The sequence below is a fragment of the Xanthomonas sp. NCPPB 3442 genome (assembly GCF_056725145.1).
This window is the reverse complement of record NZ_CM161514.1, coordinates 470,930-488,196: the sequence shown is the minus strand read 5'-3', so window position 1 is coordinate 488,196 and position 17,267 is coordinate 470,930. Positions and strand designations below refer to the sequence as shown.

At 66.0% G+C, this 17,267-nt stretch carries 17 protein-coding genes and 1 other RNA gene; 10 read left to right on the top strand and 8 right to left on the bottom strand.

The genetic code is table 11. From position 1 onward, the window contains the following. Positions 1–162 precede the first annotated feature (162 nt). From AC1POX_RS02080 to AC1POX_RS02065, 4 genes are all read left to right on the top strand, one after another. On the top strand, positions 163–864 hold the full coding sequence (locus AC1POX_RS02080; RefSeq protein WP_008576490.1) for a SapC family protein: 702 nt from the start codon (positions 163–165) through the stop codon (positions 862–864). Next, a complete protein-coding gene (locus AC1POX_RS02075) occupies positions 854–1,867 on the top strand; it encodes a cupin-like domain-containing protein (RefSeq protein ID WP_372356689.1) in 1,014 nt (337 codons plus the stop codon). Before AC1POX_RS02080 ends, AC1POX_RS02075 begins: the two co-directional genes overlap by 11 nt. 10 nt (positions 1,868–1,877) lie before the next feature. Then, entirely contained in the window at positions 1,878–3,443 is a 1,566-nt protein-coding gene (locus tag AC1POX_RS02070) for a tryptophan halogenase family protein (protein WP_011348942.1), read from the top strand. Between the two features lie 139 nt (positions 3,444–3,582). After that, on the top strand, positions 3,583–4,593 hold the full coding sequence (locus AC1POX_RS02065) for an energy transducer TonB (protein WP_046932079.1): 1,011 nt from the start codon (positions 3,583–3,585) through the stop codon (positions 4,591–4,593). A gap of 139 nt (positions 4,594–4,732) precedes the next feature. Here AC1POX_RS02065 and AC1POX_RS02060 read toward each other — a convergent pair whose 3' ends face one another. From AC1POX_RS02060 to AC1POX_RS02040, 5 genes are read right to left on the bottom strand one after another with little or no spacing between them, the layout of a single operon-like run. Continuing rightward, positions 4,733–5,926 carry an ABC transporter permease gene (locus AC1POX_RS02060; protein WP_008571232.1) on the bottom strand — a complete coding sequence of 398 codons (1,194 nt, stop codon included), beginning with the start codon at positions 5,924–5,926 and terminating at the stop codon, positions 4,733–4,735. Further along, positions 5,923–6,669, bottom strand: a complete 747-nt coding sequence (locus tag AC1POX_RS02055) for an ABC transporter ATP-binding protein (protein WP_014091358.1) — start codon at positions 6,667–6,669, stop codon at positions 5,923–5,925. The genes AC1POX_RS02060 and AC1POX_RS02055 overlap by 4 nt, the downstream gene beginning before the upstream one ends. Before the next feature lie 31 nt (positions 6,670–6,700). Continuing rightward, on the bottom strand, positions 6,701–8,302 hold the full coding sequence (locus AC1POX_RS02050) for an alpha/beta hydrolase (protein WP_372356688.1): 1,602 nt from the start codon (positions 8,300–8,302) through the stop codon (positions 6,701–6,703). Positions 8,303–8,356: 54 nt separating this feature from the next. After that, positions 8,357–8,557 (bottom strand): helix-turn-helix transcriptional regulator, encoded by a 201-nt coding sequence (locus AC1POX_RS02045; RefSeq protein ID WP_008575151.1) that lies wholly within the window; start codon positions 8,555–8,557, stop codon positions 8,357–8,359. Continuing rightward, complete coding sequence (locus AC1POX_RS02040; RefSeq protein WP_011348946.1) at positions 8,554–9,141, bottom strand: hypothetical protein; 588 nt, start codon at positions 9,139–9,141, stop codon at positions 8,554–8,556. Before AC1POX_RS02040 ends, AC1POX_RS02045 begins: the two co-directional genes overlap by 4 nt. 462 nt (positions 9,142–9,603) lie before the next feature. Between AC1POX_RS02040 and AC1POX_RS02035 the strand changes: the two genes are divergently transcribed. Then, positions 9,604–11,166, top strand: coding sequence for a GH39 family glycosyl hydrolase (locus AC1POX_RS02035; protein ID WP_031424719.1), 1,563 nt, complete (start codon positions 9,604–9,606; stop codon positions 11,164–11,166). Positions 11,167–11,284: 118 nt separating this feature from the next. On the opposite strand, the gene AC1POX_RS02030 is transcribed toward AC1POX_RS02035, so the two are convergent. Continuing rightward, on the bottom strand, positions 11,285–11,557 hold the full coding sequence (locus AC1POX_RS02030; RefSeq protein ID WP_008575145.1) for a metal/formaldehyde-sensitive transcriptional repressor: 273 nt from the start codon (positions 11,555–11,557) through the stop codon (positions 11,285–11,287). A 64-nt stretch (positions 11,558–11,621) separates the two neighbouring features. Between AC1POX_RS02030 and dmeF the strand changes: the two genes are divergently transcribed. Continuing rightward, positions 11,622–12,623, top strand: coding sequence for a CDF family Co(II)/Ni(II) efflux transporter DmeF (gene dmeF, locus AC1POX_RS02025; protein ID WP_031424726.1), 1,002 nt, complete (start codon positions 11,622–11,624; stop codon positions 12,621–12,623). Positions 12,624–12,708: 85 nt separating this feature from the next. Here dmeF and AC1POX_RS02020 read toward each other — a convergent pair whose 3' ends face one another. Further along, positions 12,709–13,536, bottom strand: coding sequence for a ferredoxin--NADP reductase (locus AC1POX_RS02020; protein WP_011348949.1), 828 nt, complete (start codon positions 13,534–13,536; stop codon positions 12,709–12,711). A gap of 36 nt (positions 13,537–13,572) precedes the next feature. Between AC1POX_RS02020 and AC1POX_RS02015 the strand changes: the two genes are divergently transcribed. From AC1POX_RS02015 to AC1POX_RS02000, 4 genes are all read left to right on the top strand, one after another. After that, positions 13,573–14,568 (top strand): ABC transporter ATP-binding protein, encoded by a 996-nt coding sequence (locus AC1POX_RS02015; protein ID WP_011348950.1) that lies wholly within the window; start codon positions 13,573–13,575, stop codon positions 14,566–14,568. After that, positions 14,565–15,377, top strand: a complete 813-nt coding sequence (locus AC1POX_RS02010) for an ABC transporter permease (protein WP_029820666.1) — start codon at positions 14,565–14,567, stop codon at positions 15,375–15,377. The genes AC1POX_RS02015 and AC1POX_RS02010 overlap by 4 nt, the downstream gene beginning before the upstream one ends. Continuing rightward, complete coding sequence (gene panE / locus AC1POX_RS02005; protein WP_173363331.1) at positions 15,377–16,321, top strand: 2-dehydropantoate 2-reductase; 945 nt, start codon at positions 15,377–15,379, stop codon at positions 16,319–16,321. The genes AC1POX_RS02010 and panE overlap by 1 nt, the downstream gene beginning before the upstream one ends. 307 nt (positions 16,322–16,628) lie before the next feature. Continuing rightward, positions 16,629–17,144 (top strand): hypothetical protein, encoded by a 516-nt coding sequence (locus AC1POX_RS02000; protein WP_029820668.1) that lies wholly within the window; start codon positions 16,629–16,631, stop codon positions 17,142–17,144. Positions 17,145–17,157: 13 nt separating this feature from the next. Here the strand turns inward: AC1POX_RS02000 and AC1POX_RS01995 are convergent. Continuing rightward, a non-coding RNA gene (locus AC1POX_RS01995) (sX9 sRNA) lies at positions 17,158–17,231 on the bottom strand. Between the last annotated feature and the right edge of the window lie 36 nt (positions 17,232–17,267).

Sequence of the window (17,267 nt, the reverse complement as noted above, 5' to 3'; positions counted from 1 at the left end):
CTGCATCGCTACAGCAACCCACACGTTTCCCGGCAGCCTGGCTGCCGGGAAACGTACACGGCCGTTGCACCGCCCGGGGACGTGAAGGCATCCGGGGCTTGCCGTGCAATGGCGATTCGTTGAAGCATGGGCCACGCGCCCCCGCGTGCTGTGCCAATCCCCATGACCAATGCCGTGTTGTTGAACAATCTCGATCACCGCGATCTGCGGGTGATCACCGCGCACGGCGCCGCCTACGGCGATGACGTGATGTCGGCTGCGACCTTTCCGCAGGAATTTCGCCAGTTGCAGGCGCAATACCCCATCGTGTTCCATCGCAGCGGCGAGCGCAGTTTCCAGCCGCTGGCATTGCTGGGATTACGCCTGGGCGAGAACCTGTTCCTGGATGGCGCGCGTTGGGATGCGCCCTATGTTCCGCTGGCGATTCAACGCCAGCCGTTCCTGATCGGCGAACAGCCCGATGGGCCGATGGTGCATGTGGACCTGGACAGCCCACGCGTCAGCACCACCGAGGGCCAGTTGCTGTTTCGCGAACACGGCGGCACCACCGAATTTCTGGACCACATCAGCCAGGTGCTGCGCACGCTGCACGATGGCCTGGCGGCCAGCACGGCATTTGTCGAACGTGCGTTGCGTTACGACCTGCTCGAACCCTTCGTGTTCGAAGCCACCTTGAACAACGGCCTGGAATGCCGCCTGGCCGGGCTCTATGTCGTGCACGAAGAACGCCTGCGCGCACTCGATGAGGCGGCGCTGCTCGAACTGCACCGGCATGGCGATCTGGAACCGCTGTACATGGCGGTGGCCTCGATTGCGCAATTGCGCCATCTGCTCGAACGCATGAACCGCCGTCATGCCGGCTGAGCCACGCCCCATCCAAGAGCGTCACGGCCTGGACCCGCAACAGCTGGACCCGGCCATCCTTCGCTCCACCAGCCCGCTGGTGCTGCGCGGGCTGGTGCGCGACTGGCCGCTGGCCCGCGCCGGTGCCAGTTCTGCGCAGTCTGCTGCCGCCTACCTGCGTGGTTTCGACCGCGGCGAGGCGGTGGTGGCGCAGGTTGGGCCACCGGAGATCGGTGGGCGCTTTTTCTACAACGCGGACATGAGCGGCTTCAATTTCCGCCCCGAACGCTTGCCGTTGGGCGTGGTGCTGGACACCTTGCTGCGCGACCTGCACGCCTCCCAGCCGCCGGCGATCTATGTCGGCTCCACCACGCTGGACACCTACCTGCCCGGCTTGCGCGCGCACAACCCGATCGCGCTGCCACAGGGCGAGCCGCTGGCCAGCATCTGGATCGGCAACCGCACCCGGATCGCCGCCCATCAGGACCTGCCCGACAACCTGGCCTGCGTGGTTGCCGGGCGCCGCCGTTTTACGCTGTTCCCGCCCGATCAGCTGGCCAATCTCTACATCGGCCCGCTGGATCTCACCCCGGCCGGGCAGCCGGTCAGCCTGGTGGATATCGCCGCACCGGACCTGCAGCGTTTTCCACGCTATGCGCAGGCGCTGGACCACGCCCTGGTCGCCGAGCTGGCGCCGGGCGATGCGCTGTTCATTCCCAGCATGTGGTGGCATCACGTCGAGGCACTGGAGAGCTTCAACGTGTTGGTGAATTTCTGGTGGCGGCAGAGCCCGGCCTACATGGATTCGCCGATGAACGCGCTGATGCTGGCGCTGCTGACCATCCGCGACCTGCCGGCCGAACAACGCGCCACCTGGCAGGAAGTGTTCCGCCACTATGTCTTCGAGTCCGACGACAGCACCGCCGCGCATCTGCCTGATGCCGCACGCGGCGTGCTGGCCCCGATGGACGACGCCAGCGCGCGCAGCCTGCGTGCGCGGCTGCTGCAACGCTTGAATCGCTGAGGATTTGACCATGCCCGACACCACGCCTTCGGACCCGCAACAGCGCCCGGTACGCCGCGTCGTCATCGCCGGTGGCGGCACGGCCGGCTGGATGGCGGCTGCAGCGCTGTCGAAACTGCTGGGCCGGCACCTGCAGATCACCCTGGTGGAGTCCGACGAGATCGGCACGGTGGGGGTGGGCGAAGCCACCATCCCCAGCCTGGTCACCTTCCACCGCTTGCTGGAAATCGACGAAGCCGCCTTCATGGCCGCCACCCAGGCCACCATCAAGCTCGGCATCGCCTTCGAACACTGGCGTGATGTGGACCAGCATTACATCCATTCCTTCGGGCATGCCGGAACCGACCACTGGAGCGCCGGGTTCCAGCATTTCTGGTTAAAGGGGCGCCAGCGTGGAGTGGCGCGCGACTTCGGCGACTACTGCCTGGAACTGCGTGCGGCGCAGGAAGGCCGCTTCGCGCACCTGCCCAATGGCGGCATGAATTACGCCTACCACCTGGACGCCGGGCTGTACGCGCGCTTCCTGCGCCGCTTCAGCGAAGGCTTCGGCGTCACCCGCATCGAAGGCCGCATCGGCCAGGTGGAGACCGATGCGCAAAGCGGCTTTCTCACCGCACTGACGCTGCAGGACGGCACGCGGGTGGAAGGCGACCTGTTCCTGGATTGCACCGGCTTTGCCGGCCTGCTGATCGGCAAGACGCTGGGCGTGGGCAGCGACGATTGGTCGCGCTGGTTGTTCGCCGACAGCGCGCTGGCGGTGCAGACCGAATCGGTGGGTCCGCCGGTGACCTACACCCGTTCGCGCGCCGACCAGGCCGGCTGGATGTGGCGCATTCCGCTGCAGCACCGGGTGGGGAACGGCATCGTGTATTCCAGCCGCTACATGGACCAGGATGGCGCCCGCGCGGTGCTGGAACGCAACCTCACCGGGCGCGCGCTGACCGAACCGCGGCCGCTGCGCTTCACGCCCAACCAGCGCCACCGCGTGTGGGAGAAGAACTGCGTGGCGCTGGGCCTGGCAAGCGGATTCCTGGAGCCGCTGGAATCGACCAACATCCATCTGATCCAGCGCGGCATCATCCGCCTGCTGCAGACCTTTCCGCAGGTCATCAACGTTGCCGACATCGCCGAGTACAACCGTCAGGCGGCCCAGGAGATCACCCACATCCGGGATTTCGTGATCCTGCACTACCACGCCACCGATCGCCGCGACACGCCGTTCTGGCGCGACTGCGCGGCCATGGACATCCCCGATTCGCTGCGCCACCGGGTGGAGTTGTTCCGCCAGAGCGGGCGGGTCTTCCATCAGGCCAACGAGCTGTTCGCCGAGAACTCGTGGGTGCAGGTGATGCTGGGCCAGGGCGTGGTGCCGCAACAGCACCACCCGGTGGCCGACCTGATGGGCGATGCGGAACTGGGCCGCTTTCTGGAGACCATCCGCGCCCGGGTGGAGGCGGCGCTGGTGCGGTTGCCTGCGCACGCGGACTTCCTGCAGCGCTACTGCCCTGCCCCGCCGCTGCCCGAACCGGCCGCTCGCGTGCCGGCCCCGCCGGTCATGGCGACCCCGGCGGGATAAATTTCGGCGATCTGCAGCGCAACCCTTGGCTTAGACCGCCCCAGCAATGCTAGATTGCGGCATTGCCGTCCATTGCGGGAACAATGGCCGGCGCTCGCCGCAGCAACGTTATCTTTCGCACTCGGGGTAAGGGGGACGCATGTTGGATCTGACACAGGGCCGTATGGCACGCCGGATCGCGCCGGTCATTTTGCTGGTGGGCCTGGCCGCCTGCTCCAAGCAGGAAGACAAGGCCGCCACCACCACGCCGGCGACCGGCGCCACACCGGCGGCAACGGCACCCACGCCGGCCACGGCGGTCTCGCCGCAGGTGCAGTCGATGGCTGCCGAACAATTGCGCGAATCGGCCACCAAAGCGCTGCAGGACAACCGCATGTACGCCCCGGCCGGCGACAACGCGGTGGAGTACTACCTGGCCTTGCGCGAGAAGCAGCCGCAGGATGCCACCGTCAACAGCGCACTGACCGATCTGCTTCCCTATACCCTGATCGCCGCCGAACAAGGCATCAGCCGCGAAGAATTTCCCGAAGCGCAGCGTTTGATCGCGTTGATCGAGAAGGTCGACCCGCAGGCACCGGCATTGCCGCGCCTGAAAAGCGGCCTGGAAACGGGCATGAAGACTGCTGCCAACCGCTCCGAGCAGGATGCCGAGCTGGCCAAGAAGCAGGTCGAGGACAAGGCCAAGCAGGCGGCCGAGCAGAAGCGTCTGGCCGAGCAGCAGAGCCGCGAGGCCGCCGCTGCCCAGCAGATTGCCGCCCAGCAGGAAGCGGCCCGCCAGCAGACCGCCGAGGCCGAGCGCCAGGCCGCTGCGCGGCGTCAGGCCGAAGCGCCGGCACCCACACCGGCGGCACCGCGTCCGGCGCCGGCAGCCGCCGCTGCAGCCGCACCGGCCGCGCAGTCGCTGCGTCCGATCAGCACCCCGGCACCGCGCTACCCCGCCGAAGCCCTGCGCTCGGGGACCTCGGGCGAAGTGCTGGTGGAACTCACGGTCGGTACCGACGGCTCGATCACCGCCTCGCGCGTGCTGCGCGCCAACCCGCCGCGCGTGTTCGACCGCGAAGCCCTCAACGCGGTCAAGCGCTGGCGCTTCGAACCGGTGGCCGCACCGGTGACCACGCGGCGTACGCTGTCGTTCAATCCGGGCGATTGATCGCTGGGTCGTTGATGACATGGAAATGCAAAAGCCCGCAGCGATGCGGGCTTTTGCGTTGTAGCGGTGGTGCAACTCTGGTGTTGCGCGTTGCAGGGTGCCGCCGGGACTTGCCGCAAACAGCCGCCACCCAACACCCTCAGCCCGAAATCGCCAGGCGCTCCTGGTGATACCGGCGCACTGCCGCATACCACAGCAATGCCGCCACACCGAAGCCGGCCAGCAGATACACCGCCCAGGTCTGCAGGTTGATGGTCTCGTGGCGGATCACCTTCAACAGCATCTGGTTCTGCGCCAGAAACGGCACCGCAAAATGCCACAGCTGCGTCTTCAGCGGATAGGCCATCAAGGCGTAGCCCGGCAGCATCGGCAGCAGCAGCAACCAGGTCATGTGCGCCTGCGCTTCCTTCATGCTCTTGGCCGCGGCGGCCAGATAGGTCAGCAGCGAAGTGCCGACAAACAGCATCGGTACCAGGATGAAGAGCATCTGCAGCATCGGCACGAAGCCGACATTGAGCTGGCGGCCCAGGTTGGATGTGGAGAGCTGCGCGCTCAGCTTGAATGCCAGCAAGGTGAGCAACAGCGACACCATGCCGATCACGCAGGCCGCAGCGATCTTGCCGCTGACAATGGCGCTACGCGGCGCCGGCGTGGCCAGCAAGGGCTCCAGCGACTGGCGTTCGCGCTCGCCGGCGGTGGCGTCCAGAATCAACGAGGCGCCGCCCAAAAACGAGGTGATCACCAGCAACACCGGCAGCAGCATCGCCATCATCTGGCCGCGCTTGGCTTCGGCAGTGGCCAGGTCTTGCGCGGCCACTTCCAGGGGCCTGGACACCTGCGCATCGATACCGCGCGCCAGCAGCCGCAATGCGCCGACCTGCTGGCTGTAGCCGGTGAGCGCGGCCTGCAAGCGCATGCTCGGCACATCGGCCTCGCGGCGGGTGCTGTCCTTGATGATCTCCACCAGCGCCGGCCGGCCTTCGCGCCAATCCTCGGCGTAGCTGTCGCTGATGCGCAGTGCCACATCCACATCCTGGTTGCGAATGGCCGCGGTCAGATCGGCTGGCGCATCCACGGCATTGAGCCCCTGCGCGGCCAGGAATCGCACCAGATTCGGTGCGTTGCTGCGCCCGAGCGTGGGGATCTCCAGCGGCTTGTCGATCTGCGTGCGCACGCGGCTTTCGCTCAACGCGCCCATGCCCAGGATCAGGATCGGGTACAGCAGCGGCGACAACAGCAACGCCAATGCCAGGGTGCGCCGGTCGCGCGAGATGTCCCGCAATTCCTTGCGCAGCACGGTCCACAGCGTGGACAACAACGATGTGGTGCTCATGCGTGCAGTCCCTCGTCCGAGCCGATCGCCTTGACGAAGGCGTCTTCCAGGTTGTGTTCACCGGTGGCAGCGCGCAGTTCGTCGGCGCTGCCGGACGCCACCACCTTGCCCTTGGCGATGATGACGATGCGGTCGCACAGCGCGGCGACCTCTTGCATGATGTGGCTGGAAAAAATCACGCAGCGCCCCTCCGCACGCAGTTGTTGCAGGAAGCCGCGCATGGCGCGGGTGGTCATCACGTCCAGTCCGTTGGTGGGCTCGTCCAGGATCACGTTGCGTGGATCGTGCACCAATGCGCGCGCAATCGCGGTCTTGGTGCGCTGGCCCTGGCTGAAGCCTTCGGTCTGGCGGTCGAGAATATCGTCCATGTCCAACGCGCTGGCCAGCAGGTGCGTGCGCTGTGCGATCTGGCTGCGCGACAGGCCATGCAACTGGCCGAAGTAGGCGATGTTCTCGCGTGCGGTCAGGCGCTTGTAGACGCCGCGTGCGTCCGGCAACACCCCGAGTGCGCGGCGCACCGTCACCGGGTCGCGGGCGGCATCCACGCCATCGACCGTGACGCTGCCCTGGTCGGGCGTCATCAACGTGTAGAGCATGCGCAAGGTGGTGGTCTTGCCGGCGCCATTGGGGCCGAGCAGCCCGGTGATCTGGCCGTCGGCAGCGCTGAAGCTGACCCCGTCGACGGCTTTCACCAGACCGGTCTTGGTCTTGAACGACTTATGCAGGGTGTCGACGACGATCATGCGAGCGCCTCCGTGGCGTGGTCGATGCGACTCATGGTTCCCATCCGTTGAACGAGGTGAAGGCAGGCACGGTGTTGAGGCTGGCAACGCAGGTGGCATCCAGCGCCTTGGCATCGGCGGTCTGCATGAACTGGCTCAGCACCTTGGGCATGCAGCCCAGCCGGAACACGCCATGCCCCTGCCCGGGCGCGATCACATGCCGGCCGTTGGGCAGCCCCTGCAGCACGCGCTCGGCGTAACGTGGCGGCGTGACCGGGTCGAGCGCGCCGGAGAGCAGCAACACCGGCAAGGTGGAGCGGAACGGCGCGCTTGCGGCGGCCGGCGCCGGCTTGGACGGCCACACCTTGCACGGTGCGAAGAACATCTCGGCGACCTCGTTGCCCAGCAACGTCGTGTCCTGGTGTGCGGGGGGGTGATAACGCCCGGCATCTTCGCTGCACAACACCGACCATTGCATCAGGCGATTCATCTGATCGGACATGCCCGATGCGCTCATCTGCGCCAAGGCCATCAACGAGGCGTAACGGCCTGCGGCAGCTTCGTCCAGCACCAACGGCAGCAACGATGCGGTTTCCAGCGCATACGAGAAACCGAACGCCAGGCCGGCCACGGTGTCGGCAGTGACCTGCTCGTGGCGTAAGCCACCGGTGCGCGGGTCGCGGTAGTCCACCGCCACCGGCGCCTGCCGCAGCCGCTCGACCACCTGGCGCAACTGCGTGGCGGTATCCACTGGAAAACGCCTGGCGCATGCAGGCTGCTGGCGACATTGCGCAGACTGCAGCGCGATCGCATCTTCGAAGGTGCGCGCGAACTCGCCGCCGATCACCAGATCGTTCGGCGCCACGCCATCGATCACCACGGTGCGCGTGTGCTGCGGATAACGCGCGGCATAGTGCTGCGCCACGCGCGTGCCGTACGAGGCACCGATCAGATTCAGCGTCTGCACGCCCAGCGCTGCGCGGACCGCATCCAGATCGCCGATGGCTTCGCTGGTGGTGTAGTAGCGCGGGTCGGCGTGGTTGCGCAAACCGTCGGCACATCGGGCCGCATACGCAGTCAATTGCTCGGCGGAGGCCTGGCTGCTGTTCTCCAGCGCCAGCGGCTTGCCCGCCGCGTCGCGACACTCCAGCGGATGCGAGCCGCCGGTGCCGCGCTGATCGACCAGAAAGATGTCGCGCTGCTTGCGCACTTCATGCAGGCCCATGTCCACGATCGCCGCGACCTCAGTGGCCGATTGCCCCGGTCCACCGGCGATGAAGAACACCGGGTCCGGCGTGCTGCCGGCGCCAGCTTCGCTTTCCAGCCAGGCAATCTTCAACGCGATGCTGCGCCCACTCGGTACGGCCGGATTTTCAGGCACGCGCAGGCTCGCGCATTGCGCTTCGATGTTGCCGGCAGCACCACCAGCGCTCAGCGTGCACGGCGTGAACAGCAGCGTGCCGTAACGATTGCCCGCGGCAGTGCCGGGCGGCATTTTTGAGGCGGACTGCTGCGCAGTCGCACCCGGTGCTGTCGCGGTGGATTTTGCTGCAACGTCGTTTGCTGCGGCCGGCGCTGCGGCGCGCTGGCATCCGGCAGCCAGCATCGCCATCAGCACTGCCGCCACCATCGTGGATTGCTTGACCATCGTCATCCCGTCTCCTGGCATTGCCTGTCCCCCGACGCTGCATGCGGCCACACGTGACCGTTACTGCCCGTCTTCGTAAAGAAAAACGTGCTCGATCGATTCCCCAAACAGGCGTGCGATCCGAAACGCCAACGGCAGGCTGGGATCGTACTTGCCTGTTTCCAGCGCGTTGATCGTCTGCCGCGACACACCCAGCCGTTCGCCGAGTTCTCCTTGCGACCACCCATTGGCCTCGCGCAATTCGCGCACGCGGCTATTCATTCAAAACGACGCGCGTGGATGCTTTTGGTGATGCCGTAGATGGCGCACAGCAACGGAAACACCCACAGCATCGCCGCGCTCGCCGGAACATCGATCAGCGCGGCGGCCTGCAGAAATCCGGCGGTCATGTACGCACCGCTGACCAGGCCGGCGGCAATGGCGATCGCTTCCAGCTCGATCCGTCGTTGCATCTCGTCCGAATCGCGCACGTAACGCGCCACCGCACGAATGACCAGTACCACCAGCACCGCCGGCAGCAGGGCGATCAATACGCGCGCCCAGTGCGGCCCGACATGCCCGAGCAGATAGCGCCAGAACAGCATCACCAGCACGTACAACAGCATCGGGATGCCGAATTCGCGGTAGTACCGCCGCGCCAACGCCGGACGGGTGCTATCGCGCGGATTGCCGCGCGCCAGCCACATCGGCACCGACAGCAGCATGCATGAGCCACCAATACCGGCACTGACCCCGGCTAGGTAGTTGTTCAACGGCAGCACGTGCCACAGACCCAGCAGCCCAATGCCGAGGAAGACCAGCCCCACGCAGAACACCAGCAGCGCCTTGCGCTTGCAGCTAGTCATCGCACGGCCTCGGTGAAGCCATGACGCGCTGCCCGATCGCTGCGCGCACGCCCGGCGACCGTGCGCACAGCGCATCGCGTTGCGCGGTGATGCCTGCATTCCATGTGCCTATGCTGCCACCGCATCTCAGTCGCCTGTCAAGTACGCTTGACAGGCAAGATGCGCCCACTGGCGCTTGCTGTCAAGCACCCTTTACACATTCGAATGCGGTCTTTTTGCGTCCGCCGTCATCGCCTGACCCAAGCGGCGAACACCCGTCGCGGGATGTCGGCAGGTAAGACAGACGACACACAGCCGCCGCAGCGTACGCACGGCACATGCCGATGCCGATGCCGAGCCGCGGCCGCGTTCGCATGGCGGCTGCCCAGCAGTGTTGTTGGCCTCGCTGCATCACCCTGCGTGTCGGCAGTGGTCTGCCGCATATGCGTTAGGCTGCCGGCTGGCACTTCAGCAGGAGCGGCGATGCGTTCACATGTCTTGTTGGCGGCGGCGCTGTGCTGCGTGACGGCTTCTGCACCGGCGCAGCACGCAGCGCCGCGCACGATCCAGCTGGATCTGGCCACGGCGGGTGCGCCGGTCGATCGTTTCTACGACCTGTCGGTTGGCTCGGATTTTCCCGGCACCTTGATTCGCAGCGACACGCAGGCGCATCTGCTGCCTGCCGTGCAGGAGTTGGGGTTTCGCTACATCCGCTTCCACGATGTCTTCCATGATGTGCTCGGCACCGTCAAACAGGTCGACGGCAAACTGGTGTACGACTGGACCAAGCTGGACCAGTTGTACGACGCACTGCTGGCCAAGCGCATTCGCCCCTTCGTCGAACTGGGCTTTACCCCAAGCGCGATGAAGACCTCCGAGCAGACGCTGTTCTACTGGAAGGGCAACACCTCGCATCCGGATCCTGCCAAGTGGAGGCAGTTGATCGATGCGTATGTGCGCCACATCCGCGCGCGCTACGGTGCCGAGGAAGTGCGCCAGTGGTATTTCGAAGTGTGGAACGAGCCCAATCTGAAGGATTTCTGGGAGAACGCCGACCAGCAGGCGTACTTCGATCTGTATGCGAACACGGCGCGCACCATCAAGGCGATCGACCCGCAACTGCGCGTCGGCGGTCCATCCACGGCAGGCGCCGCCTGGGTGCCCGAGTTACTGGCCTTTGTCGCCACCAACAAGCTGCCGATCGATTTCGTCACGACACATACCTATGGCGTGGATGGCGGGTTTCTCGATGAAGACGGCAACCAGGACACCAAGCTGTCTGCGTCGCCGGATGCCATCGTCGGCGATGTGCGGCGCGTGCGCGCACAGATCCAGGCCTCGCCGTTTCCGGACCTGCCGCTGTACTTCACCGAGTGGAGCAGCAGCTATACGCCGCGCGATTTCGTCCACGACAGTTACATCGCCGCGCCGTACATCCTGACCAAGCTCAAGCAGGTGCAGGGCCTGGTGCAGGGCATGAGTTACTGGACCTATACCGATCTGTTCGAAGAACCCGGCCCACCGCCCACGCCCTTCCACGGCGGATTCGGGCTGATGAACCGCGAAGGCATTCGCAAGCCGGCCTGGTTCGCCTACAAATATTTGAATGCACTCAAGGGCCGCAATGTGCCGCTGGGCGACCCACACTCCCTCGCCGCAGTGGACGGCACGCGTGTCGCCGCGCTGGTGTGGGATTGGCAGCAGCCCGTGCAGGCGGTGAGCAATACGCCGTTCTACACCAAGCAGGTGCCCGCCACCGATAGCGCACCGTTGCAGATGCGCATGACCCACGTGCCTGCCGGCACCTACCAGTTGCAGGTGCGCAGGACCGGCTATCGGCGCAACGACCCCTTATCGCTGTATATCGACATGGGCATGCCCAAGGCGCTTGCGCCGCGTCAGTTGACGCAGTTGCAACAGGCCACGCGCGATGCGCCCGAACAGGACCGGCGTGTGCGTGTGGGCGCCGATGGCGTGGTTGCCATCGCGGTACCGATGCGCAGCAACGATGTGGTGCTGCTGACGCTGGAGCCGGCGGCGCACTGACTGCAAGCGCCAGGGTGCCGCGCATCAGGACGACGGCGCGCGACACGCCCATGCAGGCCGTCCCGCGCGCCTGGACCATAACCGGCCGAGAGTGAGCGCAATGGTGTGTCGGCCGCGCTTACTTCAGATAGGTCTTGAGGATGGCCGTGATGTCATCCACTGCCAGCTCACGCTCACCCAATGCATCCGGCGCGGCCACGTGATGCTTCAGGTGCTCGCTGAGCAACTCGACCATCAAGCCCTGCGCCGCGCCGCGAAATGCGGCCACCTGGGTCAGCAACGCGGTGCAGTCCACGTCTTGCGCCAGGGCTTTTTCCAGCCCTTCCACCTGCCCGCGGATCCTGCGCACGCGCGCGAGCAGTTTCGATTTGTCCTGATTGAGATGTGCCACGCCATATACCCCCTGGGGGTATTTAGGATACCCTCTGGGGGTACCTTAGCCAGAGCTACCGCCGATGTCGACCACGCACGCTGCGCCGCATTGCGCGCAGTCGCATACCTTTGCCAGCGCCAACCCGCTCGCCGAGCGCAGCACCCGCAAGGCGGTGATCCTGACCGTGCTCATGATGGCGGTGGAGATCGTAGGCGGTTGGACGCTCAATTCCATGGCCCTGCTCGCCGACGGCTGGCACATGAGCTCGCACGCGTTGGCGCTGGGACTGGCGTTGTTCGCCTACCGCTTTGCGCGGCAGCATGCCGGCGATGTGCGCTTCACCTTCGGCACCTGGAAGGTGGAGGTGCTGGGCGGTTACACCAGCGCGGTCCTGTTGCTGGGGGTTGCCGCGCTGATGGCATTCCAGTCGGTGGAACGCTTGTTCACGCCCAAGCCCATCCAGTATCAGGAGGCCACCGTGATTGCGCTGATCGGCCTGCTGGTCAATCTGATCTGCGCATGGTGGTTGCGCGACTCGCATGGGCATGCGCACGGTCACCACCATGGTCACGTGCACGCGCATGACAGTCACGGACATGCGCACACGCACGGGGGTCATGGTCATGGCCAGGAGGCGCACAGCGATCTGAATCTGCGCGCGGCGTATCTGCACGTGGTGGCGGATGCCGCGACCTCGGTGCTCGCCATCGTCGCACTGGTGGCCGGCATGCACTGGGGCGTGACCTGGCTGGACCCGCTCATGGGCATCGTCGGCGCGGTGCTGGTCACCGCCTGGGCCTGGGGGCTGCTGCGCAGCACCGGCAGCGTGTTGCTGGATGCGGAGATGGACGCGCCAGTGGTGGCCGAAGTGAAACAGGTCATCGCCGAGCTTGGGCATGCGATCGACATCGCCGACCTGCATGTCTGGCGGGTCGGCAGCGAGCGTTATGCCTGCGTCGTCAGCCTGGTCACTGCAGCCGATATCGATGCGGAGCTGGTGCGCCGCGCACTGCAGATCCACGAAGAACTGGTGCATGTCACGGTGGAGCTGCAGCGCCCGGCGCTTCTAGACGCTGCCGGCTAAAACCGCAGCAACTTGGCGTCACACGCTGCAGCCCACAGCACGCCTGCAGACACAGGCGGCATCGACGCGCCGCCTGCATGCCACCTCAGACCTTGGGCGGCGTGGAGCTGACGTACTTCTCGCGGCGAATCTGCGCACTCGGCAGGCCGGCGGCTTTGAGCGCGTCCAGGCAGGTATCCACCATGTCCGGGTTGCCGCACAGGTAGGCGATGTCGTGCGCGGCATCGGGCGCGAACTCGGCCAGGTGCTGCTGCACGTAACCGTGCCGCACATCGGCATGCGGCTGCTCGGGCACTTCGCGCGAGAAGCACGGCACGTAGCGGAACTGCGGGTGCGCATCGGCAAACGCGCGGAAGTCGTCGCCGTACAGCAGCTCGGTCGGGGTGCGTGCGCCCTGCAGCAACACCACCTGCACACCGCGGGTGGCGATTGCCTCGGCCAGCAGCGGCAGCATCGAGCGGTACGGGGTGACGCCGGTGCCGGTGGCGATCAGCACGTAACGCTGGTTGTGATCGCCCGGCTGCAGGCAAAAGCGCCCGTAGGGACCGCTTGCCTGCAACTGGTCACCAATCTCCAGGCCTTCGAACAAGGCCGTGGCCGAGCCGCCGGGCACGAAGCTCACCGCAATCTCCACTGCCTCGCCCGGCCCCAGCGCATGATCGTGGATGGTCGCCAGCGAATAGCTGCGCTTGGTCGGCGTGCCATCGGCATAGTCGAAATGGATCTGGATGAACTGGCCGGGCTGGAAATCCAGCGGCTGGCCGTCGTCACGGACGAACTGGCAGTGGGCCACGGTGGGCGCAATCATGCGCCGGTCGACAAGCTTGAGGGGGAATTGAACGGGCACGAACGTATTTGGGACAGTCTGTGATCGGGGCAAGCCCCAACGGGCTTCTATAATAACGGGCTGCAACTCGCTGCGCCGTCACCCTGGCGCGAAGGACCCGGCTTGAATTCCCCATCTCCCCGTGCGCCCGCCCTGCGCGTGTGCGATCTGCGCAAGACCTACGACAACGGCACCCAGGCGCTCAAGGGCGTCTCGCTGGACGTGGCGCCAGGCGATTTCTTCGCCCTGCTCGGCCCCAACGGGGCGGGCAAGTCCACCTTGATCGGCATCATCAGCTCGCTGGTGAACCTGTCCGGCGGCCAGGTGGAAGTGTTCGGCACCGACCTGGTCGCCCACCGCAGCGATGCGATGCGCCTGATCGGCCTGGTGCCGCAGGAAATCAACTTCAACCTGTTCGAAAAGCCGTTCGACATCCTGGTCAATTACGCCGGCTTTTACGGCATGCCGCGCAGCCAGGCGCAAGCACTGGCCGAAGTGGAACTACGCCGCGCCCACCTGTGGGAGAAGGCCCAGGTGATGAGCCGCACGCTCTCCGGCGGCATGAAGCGCCGGCTGATGATTGCCCGCGCCATGATGACCCAGCCGCGCCTGCTGATCCTGGATGAACCCACCGCCGGTGTGGATATCGAAATCCGCCGCGACATGTGGCGCGTGCTCAAGGACATCAACGCCGCCGGCACCACGATCATCCTGACCACGCATTACCTGGAAGAGGCCGAGCACCTGTGCCGCAACCTGGCCATCATCAATCACGGCCAGATCGTCACCCAGGGGCCGATGCGCGAACTGCTGGCCAAGCTCGACGTGGAAGGCTTCCTGTTCGATATCGACGGTGAGCTGCCCACGCAGTTGCCGGTGATCGAAGGCACCACGCTCACCGCCATCGACGGCCACACGCTGGATCTGGACATGCCGCGCGCGATGGACCTCAACCGCGTGTTCGCCGCGCTGGGCGACGCCGGTATCCGCGTGCGCTCGATGCGTACCAAGAGCAACCGGCTGGAAGAATTGTTCGTTCGTCTGACCGGGCCTGGCGAGACCGTCGCCGCCCCGGCTCCTGCCGCAACGGCGCCCGTGCGCCCGGCAGGCCACCCATGAGTCCTTCGGAGCCGTCGATGTCCGCCACGCCCGCCACACCCCGCCAACGCAACTGGATTGCGCTGGGCACCATCGTGCGCCGCGAAGTGCAGCGCATCCTGCGCATCTGGGGTCAGACCCTGGTGCCGCCGGCCATCACCATGACGCTGTACTTTTTGATCTTCGGCGGGCTGATCGGCTCGCGCGTGGGCGAGATGGGCGGCTACAGCTACATGCAATTCATCGTGCCGGGCCTGGTGATGATGAGCGTGATCCAGAACAGCTACGGCAACATCTCTTCGAGTTTCTTCGGCGCCAAGTTCGGCCGCCATGTCGAAGAACTGCTGGTGAGCCCGATGCCCAACTGGGTGATCCTGTGGGGCTACGTGTCCGGCGCGGTGCTGCGCGGGGTGATGGTCGGGGCGATCGTGCTGATCATCGCGATGTTCTTCACCCCGGTGCGGATCCCGCATCCATTGGTCACGCTGACCACGGTGCTGCTGGGCGCGACCATCTTCTCGCTGGCCGGCTTCGTCAACGCGGTCTACGCCAAGAAGTTCGACGACGTGGCGATCGTGCCCACCTTCATCCTGACCCCGCTGACCTACCTGGGTGGCGTGTTCTACTCGGTGAAACTGCTGCCCGGCTGGGCCGAAGCGGCCACCCACGCCAACCCGATCTTCTACATGGTCAACGCGTTCCGCTACGGCCTGCTCGGTAGCTCGGACGTGCCGATCTGGGTCGCCTACGCATTGATGCTGGGCTTTGTCGCCGTGCTCAGCGCGCTGGCGCTGTGGTTGCTGCGGCGGGGTGTGGGGCTGCGGAGCTGATGGCCATGCGCATCCTGATCCTGGGCGCCGGCGGCACCGGCGGGTATTTCGGCGGACGTCTGGCGCAGGCCGGCGTGGATGCCACCTTCCTGGTGCGCGAAGCGCGTGCGGCGCAGCTGCAGGCCGACGGCTTGCGCATCCGCAGCCCGCTGGGCGATGCCGATCTGCAGGTGGCGCATGTCACCGCGCAGGACTTGCCGGCATTGGTGGCGCAGCGGCCGTTCGATCTGGTGATCTTGAGCTGCAAGGCCTACGACCTGGACAGCGCGATCGAGGCGATTGCGCCGGCGGTGGGCGAGCACACCACGGTGTTGCCCATCCTCAACGGGCTGCGCCATTACGCGGCCCTGGACGAGCGCTTCGGCGCCGCGCGGGTACTGGGCGGGCTGTGCTTCATCAGCGCGACCAAGGGCGAGCACGGCGAGATTGTGCACCTGGGCAAGCCGGCGGCGATCACCTTCGGCGAGCGTAGCGGTGACGCACATTCGACCCGGGTGCAGGCATTTGCCGCCGCCTGCGCGCAGGCCAGCATCGACCACGTGGCCAGCACCCAGATCGCGCAGGAGCAGTGGAACAAGTACAGCTTCCTCACCGCACTGGCCGCGGCCACGTGCCTGATGCGTGCGCCGGTCGGCGCGATCGTGGCCACCGACGACGGCCGCGCGTTGATCAACGGCCTGTACAACGAATGCCTGTGGGCTGCCGATGCGGCCGGGCAATCGATTCCCGAGCCGGCACGCGCCAAAGCGTTGCAAACGCTGCTGCAGGTGGATTCGCCGCTCAAGGCCTCGATGCTGCGCGACCTGGAAGCCGGCCAGGACGTGGAAGCGGCGCAGATCGTCGGCGACATGCTGGCGCGCGTGCGCGAAACCGGGCGCAACGCGCCTCTGCTGATGGCGGCCAATGTGCACCTGCAGGCGTATCAGGTGTTGCGGCATAGTTGATCATGGCGGGCAACTGAGGCCGCCTGCGCGTGTGAGCCGTGTGAGCCGTCTGCGCCATCCGCCCTTCGGGCACCTTCCCCCGCAGGCGGGGGAAGAGCGCGGGACAAAGGATGCGGGTCGCTACACAGCAATGGGCCAAAGGCCTGCATATCCATTCCACCGCGTTGCTCTGGGACGTCACTTCTCCCGCTCGCGGGAGAAGGTGGCGCAACGCGCCGGATGAGGGTGCGCCGGGTTGGCGCAGCCTTCGCGCTGCAACGACGCGGTGCACACGATGCTCTGCTTCCCATCGCCCGCCTCGCCCCTGATGAAAGCGCTCAGCCACCTGTTTCGTGCCGGTCATTTCGTGATCCTGGCGTTCTTCGTGCTGTGCGCGGCGGGCCTGGTGACGATGGCCGGGCTGGAGCTGTGGCACGGCTTCACACCCGGCGGCGACATGGTGGTGCGCGACCGTTTCAACGTCGTGCTCGAAGCCATCGGCCTGCTGACGGTGGCGCTGGTCACGCTCGAATTGGGCCAGACCATCTTCGAAGAAGAGATCCTGCGCGACGTCAAGGTCAGCGGCCCGACGCGCGTGCGGCGGTATCTGTCGCGCTTTTTCGTGGTCATCGTGATCGCGCTGGCAATCGAGACGCTGGTGTCGATCTTCGAACTGATGCATGCCGACCCGGCCAAGCTGCCTTACGCGGCTGCCGTCGGCTCCTGCGCGGCACTGCTGCTGATCGCCTGGGGTGTGTTCGTCAAACTCAATCGCAGCGCCGAAGAGCTGGAACCGGAGGCGATGGAAGAAACCAAGCGCGAAGACCGCGAAGTACAGGAGTAAGCGCGCTCACGGCGGCGAACACCACGTCGCGAGCGGTCGTCAGGCCGGTGTGGATGAAGCGCAGCAACCGCAGTGCACGTGATACATACCGCACCGAGCACTGGCTGCGCCCACATGGCGGCA

Excerpts from the sequence above, each read along its gene's own strand:
- AC1POX_RS02080 (WP_008576490.1), top strand. The coding sequence starts at position 163 with ATGACCAATGCCGTGTTGTTGAACAATCTCGATCACCGCGATCTGCGG.
- AC1POX_RS02075 (WP_372356689.1), top strand. The coding sequence starts at position 854 with ATGCCGGCTGAGCCACGCCCCATCCAAGAGCGTCACGGCCTGGACCCG.
- AC1POX_RS02070 (WP_011348942.1), top strand. The coding sequence starts at position 1,878 with ATGCCCGACACCACGCCTTCGGACCCGCAACAGCGCCCGGTACGCCGC.
- AC1POX_RS02065 (WP_046932079.1), top strand. The coding sequence starts at position 3,583 with ATGTTGGATCTGACACAGGGCCGTATGGCACGCCGGATCGCGCCGGTC.
- AC1POX_RS02060 (WP_008571232.1), bottom strand. The coding sequence starts at position 5,926 with ATGAGCACCACATCGTTGTTGTCCACGCTGTGGACCGTGCTGCGCAAG.
- AC1POX_RS02055 (WP_014091358.1), bottom strand. The coding sequence starts at position 6,669 with ATGATCGTCGTCGACACCCTGCATAAGTCGTTCAAGACCAAGACCGGT.
- AC1POX_RS02050 (WP_372356688.1), bottom strand. The coding sequence starts at position 8,302 with ATGACGATGGTCAAGCAATCCACGATGGTGGCGGCAGTGCTGATGGCG.
- AC1POX_RS02045 (WP_008575151.1), bottom strand. The coding sequence starts at position 8,557 with ATGAATAGCCGCGTGCGCGAATTGCGCGAGGCCAATGGGTGGTCGCAA.
- AC1POX_RS02040 (WP_011348946.1), bottom strand. The coding sequence starts at position 9,141 with ATGACTAGCTGCAAGCGCAAGGCGCTGCTGGTGTTCTGCGTGGGGCTG.
- AC1POX_RS02035 (WP_031424719.1), top strand. The coding sequence starts at position 9,604 with ATGCGTTCACATGTCTTGTTGGCGGCGGCGCTGTGCTGCGTGACGGCT.
- dmeF (WP_031424726.1), top strand. The coding sequence starts at position 11,622 with ATGTCGACCACGCACGCTGCGCCGCATTGCGCGCAGTCGCATACCTTT.
- AC1POX_RS02010 (WP_029820666.1), top strand. The coding sequence starts at position 14,565 with ATGAGTCCTTCGGAGCCGTCGATGTCCGCCACGCCCGCCACACCCCGC.
- panE (WP_173363331.1), top strand. The coding sequence starts at position 15,377 with ATGGCCATGCGCATCCTGATCCTGGGCGCCGGCGGCACCGGCGGGTAT.
- AC1POX_RS02000 (WP_029820668.1), top strand. The coding sequence starts at position 16,629 with ATGAAAGCGCTCAGCCACCTGTTTCGTGCCGGTCATTTCGTGATCCTG.